This window comes from Candidatus Synechococcus spongiarum SH4, assembly GCF_000586015.1.
Lineage (GTDB): Bacteria > Cyanobacteriota > Cyanobacteriia > PCC-6307 > Cyanobiaceae > Synechococcus_B > Synechococcus_B spongiarum_F.
In genome coordinates this window covers 1-8,539 of sequence record NZ_JENA01000056.1, presented here as the reverse complement: position 1 = coordinate 8,539, position 8,539 = coordinate 1, and the positions used below count along the sequence as shown (strand labels likewise).

General features: G+C 64.9%; 9 protein-coding genes and 1 tRNA gene. 1 reads left to right on the top strand and 9 read right to left on the bottom strand.

What is annotated here, in order from left to right; genetic code table 11:
• Positions 1 to 175: 175 nt before the first annotated feature.
• The 9 genes from BG35_RS13590 to BG35_RS0104040 form a co-directional block, all read right to left on the bottom strand.
• Complete coding sequence (locus BG35_RS13590; protein ID WP_236619769.1) at positions 176 to 529, bottom strand: hypothetical protein; 354 nt, start codon at positions 527 to 529, stop codon at positions 176 to 178.
• Entirely contained in the window at positions 477 to 2,630 is a 2,154-nt protein-coding gene (locus BG35_RS10195) for an ATP-dependent DNA helicase RecG (RefSeq protein ID WP_236619768.1), read from the bottom strand. Before BG35_RS10195 ends, BG35_RS13590 begins: the two co-directional genes overlap by 53 nt.
• Positions 2,627 to 3,541, bottom strand: coding sequence for a hypothetical protein (locus BG35_RS13585; RefSeq protein WP_236619767.1), 915 nt, complete (start codon positions 3,539 to 3,541; stop codon positions 2,627 to 2,629). Before BG35_RS13585 ends, BG35_RS10195 begins: the two co-directional genes overlap by 4 nt.
• An 11-nt stretch (positions 3,542 to 3,552) precedes the next feature.
• Entirely contained in the window at positions 3,553 to 4,212 is a 660-nt protein-coding gene (tsf, locus tag BG35_RS0104065; RefSeq protein WP_025781819.1) for a translation elongation factor Ts, read from the bottom strand.
• A 79-nt stretch (positions 4,213 to 4,291) separates the two neighbouring features.
• Positions 4,292 to 4,984 carry a 30S ribosomal protein S2 gene (rpsB, locus tag BG35_RS0104060; protein ID WP_025781818.1) on the bottom strand — a complete coding sequence of 231 codons (693 nt, stop codon included), beginning with the start codon at positions 4,982 to 4,984 and terminating at the stop codon, positions 4,292 to 4,294.
• Positions 4,985 to 5,096: 112 nt separating this feature from the next.
• The gene (locus BG35_RS0104055; RefSeq protein ID WP_025781817.1) at positions 5,097 to 6,044 is read right to left on the bottom strand and encodes a glycosyltransferase family 2 protein; all 948 of its coding nucleotides are present in this window, start codon (positions 6,042 to 6,044) and stop codon (positions 5,097 to 5,099) included.
• Between the two features lie 28 nt (positions 6,045 to 6,072).
• Positions 6,073 to 6,225 carry an Asl3888 family RNA-binding protein gene (locus BG35_RS13320; RefSeq protein WP_152535163.1) on the bottom strand — a complete coding sequence of 51 codons (153 nt, stop codon included), beginning with the start codon at positions 6,223 to 6,225 and terminating at the stop codon, positions 6,073 to 6,075.
• Between the two features lie 427 nt (positions 6,226 to 6,652).
• Positions 6,653 to 6,724: transfer RNA gene (locus BG35_RS0104045), tRNA-Gly, on the bottom strand.
• 2 nt (positions 6,725 to 6,726) lie between these two features.
• Entirely contained in the window at positions 6,727 to 7,875 is a 1,149-nt protein-coding gene (locus BG35_RS0104040) for a pyridoxal-phosphate-dependent aminotransferase family protein (protein ID WP_025781816.1), read from the bottom strand.
• A 111-nt stretch (positions 7,876 to 7,986) separates the two neighbouring features.
• Here BG35_RS0104040 and BG35_RS0104035 point away from each other — a divergent pair.
• Positions 7,987 to 8,539, top strand: a 553-nt coding sequence (locus BG35_RS0104035) for a cobalt-precorrin-5B (C(1))-methyltransferase (protein WP_173399731.1), incomplete at its 3' end; no start/stop codon positions are given.

Here is an 8,539-nt window from a genome sequence, read left to right as displayed (position 1 = left end):
CGCCGCACCACCGCTGAACGCAGCCGCCATGGGCCACAACCCGCCGGATAGGGAGCCCCCAGGTAGGCATAGGGATGGGGGTTCACCCGGGGCAAGTCTTCCGGCAGGGGCGCCAGCGGCTCGCCACAGTCCTTGATGGGCAGGGCGCGCCATGGGCGTTCCGTAGCATCCGGCATCAGTTGAGGCGGGCGGCAGACGCCAGCCGTGTGTCGTGGTCAGCCAGTCTGGCCCTTAGCCGGGGCAGCGTGTGCAGGTGAGGGTCTTCCTGCAGCAAAAGCCTGGCGGCGTCCCGGGCCTTCTCCAAGACACCGCCATCGCTGGTGAGGCTGGCCAGCGCCAGATCCGGCAGGCCCGATTGACGGGTCCCCAACACCTGCCCCGGCCCCCGGAAACGCAAATCCATCTCGGCAATTTCAAAGCCGTCCCGGGAGCGGGTCAACACCTCCAGCCGCTGGCGGGCAACCGCCTGTCGGGACTCACTGACGAGGAAACAGCGGCTTGGGGACCTGCCCCCGTCCGATGCGGCCACGAAGCTGGTGCAACTGGGCCAGACCGAAACGCTCCGCATGTTCAATGACCATCACCGTGGCATCGGGCACGTCCACCCCCACCTCCACCACGGTGGTGCTCACCAACACCTGGGCCTTCCCACTGACGAAGGCTTCCAGCACCTCCTGCTTGGCTCCGGGGGACAGGCGGCCATGGAGAAGCGCCACGTTCAGGTTGGGGAACACGGTTCCGGCCAGACGTTGGTGCTCCTGCACCGCCGAGCGCAGCTTGAGCTTGTCGGACTCATCCACCAGGGGCAGGATGACGTAGGCCCGCTCACCCCGGGAGGCCACCGTGCGAATGGCCCCATAGGCCTGTTCCCGCTCACCGGGCGCCAGGAGGGTGGTGGTCACCGGCTGACGCCCCGGTGGCAATTCATCAATCTGGCTCACCTCCAGATCCCCATGGATGGAGAGGGCCAGGGTGCGGGGGATGGGGGTGGCGGTCATGGTGAGCAGGTGGGGCGCGTCCCCCTTGTTGAGTAGGCGGCTCCGCTGATGCACCCCGAACCGATGCTGTTCGTCAATCACCACCAGACCCAGCCGGAAGAAGGTCACCGGCTCCTCCAGCAGGGCATGGGTTCCCACCACCAGCTTGACGGCGCCGGTTTCCAGATCCCGCAGCACCCCTTGCCGGTCCCGCTCGGAGGTGGATCCCGTCAACAGAGCTACGGGGACATGAAGCTGCACCATCCAGTGGCAGAGCCTCCGGTAGTGCTGTGCCGCCAACACCTCCGTCGGCGCCATCAAGGCCCCCTGTCCTCCCGCCGCAATCACCTCCAGCAAGGCAATGACCGCCACAACCGTCTTGCCGCTGCCCACGTCCCCCTGCACCAGACGACCCATGGGGGTGGTCCCCTGCAAATCCCTACGAACCTGCCGCAGCACCCGCTCTTGCGCCCCGGTAAGCCGGAACGGCAGCAGGGTGAGGAAGGCTGTCGCCAGGTCACTGGCGCCTGCCACGGTGAGATCGGCCATGGCTTGGGCTTGGCGTTGTCGCTGCCGGCGGCCCAGCAACCCCAACTGGAGTTCCAGAAATTCATCAAACACCAGCCGGTGGCGGCCTGCCTGTCGCGCCGCTTCGCTTGCGGGCCGATGAATGGCGGCGAAGGCTTCAGCCAGGGGCATCACGCCAAAGCGCTGACGCCATGGCTCCGTCAAGTGGTCCTGCTGCTGACAGGCCATGGGGAGCACAGTCTGCACCACACGGCGCAGGGTTTCCCCACTCAACCCTTCCACAGGGGGATACACCGGCAGAATCCGCTGGCCCGGGCTTGTGGTCACAGAACCCGAGTCCAGCACCTCCAACAGGGGATCCTGCAAGCTGAGGCCATAGGGTCCCTTCTTCACCAGACCGGAAGCGGCCACGGTGGCCCCCAGGGGAAACTGCCGCCGCTGCCGCTGCAACCATTTGGGGCTGGTAAAGCGGCGGCCCATATAGAACCGCGTCACCTTCAAGCGACCCGTGGAATCCTGCAGTTGAAGTTCCAGAATGGCCAAGTTGTGGTTGCGGCTGCTGACGAAGGCGTGACTGCGGCCCACGGCGCCCACCACCGTCACGGTTTCCCCGGGGCGCAGGGCGCGAATGCGGAGCAGCCGGGAGTAGTCGATGTAATCCCTGGGGTAGTGGCGCAGCAGATCGTCCACCGTCCGCAGGCCCACAGCCGCCAACCTGGCCGCCAACCTGGGGCCGATGCCCTCCACGCGGGCAAGGGGCGGCGGTCCTGGGGAGGGCCGGTCCGGGCAGGACCCAGTGGCCTGGGTCTCGGTCTGGGCCTGGGCCTGGAACTGGAGACGCTGCTGGTGAAGCCATTTGCGGGTGCGCACCACCCAGTGGCGGCGCTGCTGGGGGGGCCAGGTTGAGTAGGCGGAAAACCCGGCCCGGAGTTCCCCACAGGTGGGATCGTCCCGCAACGGGGCCAGGGGGGCTTCAGCAAGACCCCGCGCCAGCACCTCCCCAAAGTGGCCACTGTGGCCCCGGCTGTTGACAAAACCATGGTCCGCTTCCCACTGCAGGATGCGCTGCAATTGCCCAACCCAGTCCCGCAGAGCACGGAGCTGACCGTGGGTGGGTGCTGTCAAGGCCGTGGGGATTGAATTTGCTGGAGATCGTTGTTCCAGTCGGCCATGGCCTGTTCTGTCACCAGCCGTCTCCGCCACTGGCGGCTCTGTGTAACAAGGTTGTGCAGGTTCTTCTGGTGCTGTTGCAGGCGCTGACGGCTCCGCCGCAGGGGCAGATGGGCAAATTCCATGTCCTGCAGACGGAGCAGGAGCACGCAGGTGACCACCTGGGGGGCATTCTCTTCGTTCCCCATGGGCACGGACATCTTGAGCAGGTTGGCCGGTGCCTGCATGGCCTCCACATCGCCAGCCAGCACCGCATCCAGCAACCTGACCGGGAGCACCGCCTGAATCAGGCGGTGGTTCAGCAACTCGACGTCGAGTTGGTGGGACAGGGTGCGCAGGTGGCGAACCATGGCCCGGTTGAGCCATAGACACCAGTCCTCCAGACCCTGGGGATCCCTCGGTGGCGTCAGGGGCAAGGCGGCGTCTTCCGGGGACGGCTCCCGAATGGCCAGGATCAGCCCCTCCCCTGAAGGTTCATCCTGCCCACTACCGCCATTGAGGTGCTCCAGGGCCGCAAGCATCTTGCGGCGCCGCTCCTGCTTGATCCGCTGATGCTCTGCTTTAAGCTTCCGCGCCAGCACCAACAGGTGCTCCACGGTCAGCACACAGCAGGACATTTGGGTCAAGGTTTTGAGCCGCCGCTGGAGAGTTTGGCGAGTCCCATGGCCAAGGCTGCTGTAGCGCTCAGGACAATCCTGGGAGACCAGCTTGAAGACGGCTTGCAGCGTTTGCCGGGGCGCCTCCTGGCGCAGCAGACCGAGATAGTCCTCCAACTGGCGCAGCAGGGGGAGCACCAGTTGATCGGTTTCCGCCTCCAGTTGATGCAGTGCCCGGCTGGCGTCTTGGTGGGGATTCAAATCCTGCAAGGCCGCTGCGCTCAACTGCTGGCGCCCATGGCCGCCACCTCGGCCGCAAAGTCCGTTGCCGCCACCTCGATCCCCTGCCCCAGGACAAAACGGGCAAAGCGACGCACAACCACCTTCTCCCCCAGCTTGCCGGAGGTCTGCTTGACACGATCCGCCACGCTCAGAGAGGTGTCCTTGATGAAAGGCTGATCCAGCAAGGCCAATTCCTTGAGGCGTTTGCCAATGCGTCCCGCCACGATCTTTTCCCGAATGGCCGGGGGTTTCCTGGCCAGATCGTCTCGTCCCATCTCAATGACCTTTTCCCGTTCTTTCACGGGTTCAGGGATGTGGTCCGTGCTCACAAACTCCACCTGGGGGCAGGCGGCAATCTGCATGGCCACGTCCCGGGCCAGGAGTTGAAACTCCTCCCCCCGGGCGACAAAGTCGGTCTCGCAGTTGATCTCCACCAGCACGCCAACCCGGCCGCCGGTGTGGATGTAGCTGCTCACCAAACCCTCAGCGGCAGTGCGGCCCACTTTCTTTTCCGCCGAGGCGATGCCTTTCTGCCGCAGCCATTCACTGGCCTTGGTCAGATCCCCCCCGCTGGCGGTGAGGGCTTTTTTGCAATCCATCATTCCCGCGCCGGTTTTTTCGCGCAGTTGCTTGACGGTCTGGGCGGAGACGGCAGCCATGGAGACAGTGGGGGAGATAATCAGGGGTCAGCTTAGGGCCAGACCAGGGGAAGAAGTCGTTGAGGCCAGTAAACCTGGCCTACTCCCGGGAGCCGTAGCGGCCCTCGTTGACGGCGTCGGCAAGGCGGCTGAGCACCAACTGCACAGAGCGCACCGCGTCGTCGTTGCAGGGGATGGGCACGTCGCAGAGGTCGGGATTGCAGTTGGTATCCAACATGGAGACCAGTTGAATGTCCAGCTTCCGGCATTCCAGAACGGCATTGGCTTCCCGCTTCTGGTCCACCAGGATCACCACGTCCGGGAGCCGGCGCATGGTTTTGAGGCCCCCCAGATATTTCTGCAAGCGGTCCAGTTCCCGACGCAATACCGCCGCCTCCTTTTTGGGACGCATGGCAATGGCTCCGGAAGATTCCATCCGCTCCAGATCCTTGAGGTGGTCGATGCGGGCCCGCATGGTGGTCCAGTTGGTGAGCATGCCCCCCAGCCAGCGCTGGTTCACGTAGGCTGCGCCACAGCGCCTGGCCTCCTGGGCAATCACTTCCGCCGCCTGCTTCTTTGTGCCGACGAACAGGAAGCGCTTGCCGGACTTGGCCGCTGAGCGGATCCACTTGTAGGCGTGGTTGAGACAGACGGCCGTCTTGACCAGGTCAATGATGTGGACCCCGTTGCGGGCGCAGTAGATGTAGGGCGCCATCTTGGGGTTCCAGCGACGGGTCTGGTGCCCGAAGTGGGCGCCGGACTCCATCATTTCTGTCAGGGTGGCAATGGCCATAGGATTTGGGTCGGGTTTCGGGTTGGACCTCCACCCGCGTCGGAGCCCCCGACCAGAAGCCTGGGCTCACCCGAAACACGCAGGTGTGCGGTGTGTTTACTTCCCCAGCCTATCAAGATGGCTGTGGGGTCTGCCACCGCTGATGCTGCGCCTCCGCAAAGACGGTCTGCACGTAAACGCGATTGAGATGCAGCCGTAGCACTTCCAAGGCCCAACCAGGCCGCCCCCGGCGCACCAGCGCCGCCAGTAGCGGCCCCATGGTATGGGCATTGAGCAGCCCACCCAACGTGAGCGCCTGCCACAGGAGGAGATGGAGCCAGGTGAATTGAATGATCATGCGCACCCGGAAGCTGGGGTGCTTGCGGTAGAACACCCAGGCCATGCGGGCCCGCTCCTTCTCCTGTTGGACCAACTGCGGCACCTGCTGGAGCCGGAAGGGGGGATGCCAGTGGTAACCGACGGCTTCCGGGCAACGCACCAGCACAACATCCAGTTGCCGCAGCCGCTCCCCCAACTCCAGGTCTTCCCAGCCGTACTGGCGGAAGCCCGTGTCAAACAACCCGGACTGCAGGAGCAGTTGACGATCAATGGCCACGTTTCCTGTGGCGAAATACGCCCAGGAGAGATCCGTGAGTTTGTGGGGCTCACTGGTGGGCCGGGCAAAGTTGCTGGTGTTGATCACTGCGCCGTAGGTGAAGCAGAGGCGGTTGCCATGGCGGCGCCAGTGGCGCTGAAGGGCGCGGGCGTGGGCAGCGAGAAAACCCTTCACCACAACCAGGTCGCTGTCAATAAAAACAATCACGTTCCCCCGTGCGGCCTTCACCCCACAGTTGCGGGCCATGGCGGCGCCGCCATGATCCTGCTGGAGCAGATACAGGTGGGGATAGGCGGCCCGGCGCAAGGCCGCCACGGTTTCATCCGTGGAGCCGTCGTCCACCACAACCACCTCATAGCCTTCCACCTCCGGGGCTGTGGACAGATCCTGAGCCTCCAGGGCCGCCAGGCATTGGCGCAGGATGGGAAGGCGGTTGTATGTGGGAATGACCACACTGAACCACATCGTTCCACTTCGTGGGAACAGGGTTGGCTCAGTCTGCGGCGCCCCCATTGCTGGCCGTTCCGGTGACCCCGTTGCCGGCGCCTTCGCCACGGCCGTCATGGCTGCCCCGCTTCTTGAAACGGCGCGCGTAGGCGCGGTTGCGCTCCTGCTTTTCCTTTTTGAGATTGCGGCGTTTGGCCATGTCACTGAATAGCGTGCTCCCGGCCATCCTACAGAGCCCATGGACCAGGTCATCGGAGGCGGCCGGAAAAGCATCCATTGCGGGCAGCCGCCCCTGGTCCCCCACAGGTTGCGCCAATGGCTGCCGGTAAGGCCGGTTCAGGAAGCGGGTCGGGATCGGGTACTGCCCGGCCCGTTGGCGCAACGGCGATACATTGCTATAATCTCAATTCTGGATAAGATAAAGATTTTCAATGCGAAAAGCAGGCGAAGAGGCAATCAGAGGGAAAGTAACACGCATCTTTTAAGAGAGAAAAGGGGAAAGGTTGTCTGTGCCTGATTCTTCAGGCCACGGGATCCCGTCGGCAGAGCTTGGGCCGGAACTGGGCGGGGAACGAACGAGGCGGCGGCCCCCTGTCAGCTCAAGAACAGCCAAACTGGAAGGCAAAAGCGGGTGACCGGACTCGAACCGGCGACGTTCAGCTTGGGAAGCTGACATTCTACCACTGAATTACACCCGCATCTATGGCCAGAGTTTAGCAGCAGCGGCGGCAACGCCGGCGCCGGGCTTGATGTGACCCTCCCCCAGTTCCATGAGCACCGCTTCAAGGGCGGCAATGGCGGTGAGAACGTCCCGATCACAGACAAAGCCCAGATGGCCCATGCGGATAATCTGACCCTTGAGGTGATCCTGGCCTCCGGCCAGCAGGACATCAAAGCGTTTCTTCATGTGCTGGCGGATGCGCTCGGCATCGCCGCTGGGGATCACGGCGGTGATGGCGGGGCTGCCATACCCCTCCTTGGCCAGGAGTTTGAGGCCCATGGCCTTCACACCGGCCTGGGTGGCGGCCCGGTGGCGTTCATGGCGGGCAAAGACCGCCGCCAATCCTTCCCGCTCCAACATGGTCAGGGCGGCCTCCAGGGCAAACACCAGGTTCACGGCGGGGGTGAAGGGGGTGCTTTTATCAGCGGCGGCTTTGCGATAGCGGCCCAGATCCAGGTAGAACTTGGGCAGGTCGGAGCGTTCGTAAGCCTGCCAGGCCCGGGTGGACAGGCTGACGAAGGACAAGCCGGGGGGCATCATGTAGCCCTTCTGGGAGCCGGATGCCACCACGTCCAACCCCCAACTGTCCATGGGCGCCGCCGTGGCCCCCAGGCTGGTGACACAGTCCACAATGGTGAGGGCCTGGCCGTGGGCCTTCGCATGGGCGGCGATGGATTGCAAGTCGTTGAGCACCCCGGTGGAGGTTTCCGAGTGGGTGAGGATGACGGCCCGGATGGTTTTCTCCGTATCCGCCTCCAGGGCAGCGGCAAAGGCGGCCGGATCCAGGGGCTGACCCCATGGCGCCTGGATCACCTCCACCTGCAGACCGTAGGCCCGCGCCAGCTTCACCCACCGCTCCCCGAACTTGCCGTTGTCACCGCAGAGCACCCGGTCGCCACGGCTGAGGGTGTTGATGATGCCCGCCTCCATGGCCGCGGTGCCGCTGCCGGTCAGCAGCAGGACGGCGTTGCGGGTCTGGTGGAGCCATTGCAACTGCTGCTGCACCCGCTCCAGGGTGGCGCTGAAGGCGCCGCTGCGGTGGCCGATGGGGTGACGGGCCATGGCCTGCAGCACCCGCTCCGGCACCGGCGTGGGACCGGGAATCATCAGGGTGAGCTTGTCCTCCATGGCGGCGGCAGACAGGACGGGAACAGCCAATCACTATAGGAACCGACTTCCCGCCGCCATTGGGATTGCTCTCAACCCGTTATTGCAACAGCGCCCCCGGTGTCCAATCCAGTGTCCAACGCCTCCGAAACCGTCAAGGGCTACAGCCTGCCCGTCTGGGTGACCGCCGTGGCCATGGCGGCCCTCCGCTGCCTGCGGGGCGAACCGTTTGTGTCCCCGGTGTCCGTGCAGTTGCCCCGGGACACTAGCCTCCACGGGTTGCCGGTGCAGCAGGCCGCGCCGCTGGGGGCCGACGCCGCCTTGGCCACGGGGCGCTGTCAGCCCGGCGACCACCTGGATCTGACCCGGAATCTGCCCATCTGGGTGCTGGCGGAATGGGGGCCTCCCCGTGGACGTGATCATCCTCCCCTGCAACTGCTGCCGGGGGCCGGCGTCGGCGTTCACGCCGAGAGCGGCAGGATCTGCGCCTCCAACTTCGCCCTGGAGTTGCTGCACCACAACCTGGAGCCCCTGTTGCCCCCCCGGACAACCCTGCGCCTCACCCTCGTCTTCCCCACCGGCGCCCGCCTGGCGGAACGCACCAGCAATCGGGCTTTCGGGGTGGTGGACGGTCTGGCCCTGCTGGGCATGGGCGCCAGGGTGCAGCCGTCGGCCGCCCCGGATC

What these genes read in the sequence shown, in the direction of transcription:
- tsf (WP_025781819.1), bottom strand. Translation starts at nt 4,212, where the DNA reads ATGGCTGCCGTCTCCGCCCAGACCGTCAAGCAACTGCGCGAAAAAACC.
- BG35_RS0104055 (WP_025781817.1), bottom strand. Translation starts at nt 6,044, where the DNA reads ATGTGGTTCAGTGTGGTCATTCCCACATACAACCGCCTTCCCATCCTG.
- BG35_RS13320 (WP_152535163.1), bottom strand. Translation starts at nt 6,225, where the DNA reads ATGGCCAAACGCCGCAATCTCAAAAAGGAAAAGCAGGAGCGCAACCGC.
- rpsB (WP_025781818.1), bottom strand. Translation starts at nt 4,984, where the DNA reads ATGGCCATTGCCACCCTGACAGAAATGATGGAGTCCGGCGCCCACTTC.
- BG35_RS0104040 (WP_025781816.1), bottom strand. Translation starts at nt 7,875, where the DNA reads ATGGAGGACAAGCTCACCCTGATGATTCCCGGTCCCACGCCGGTGCCG.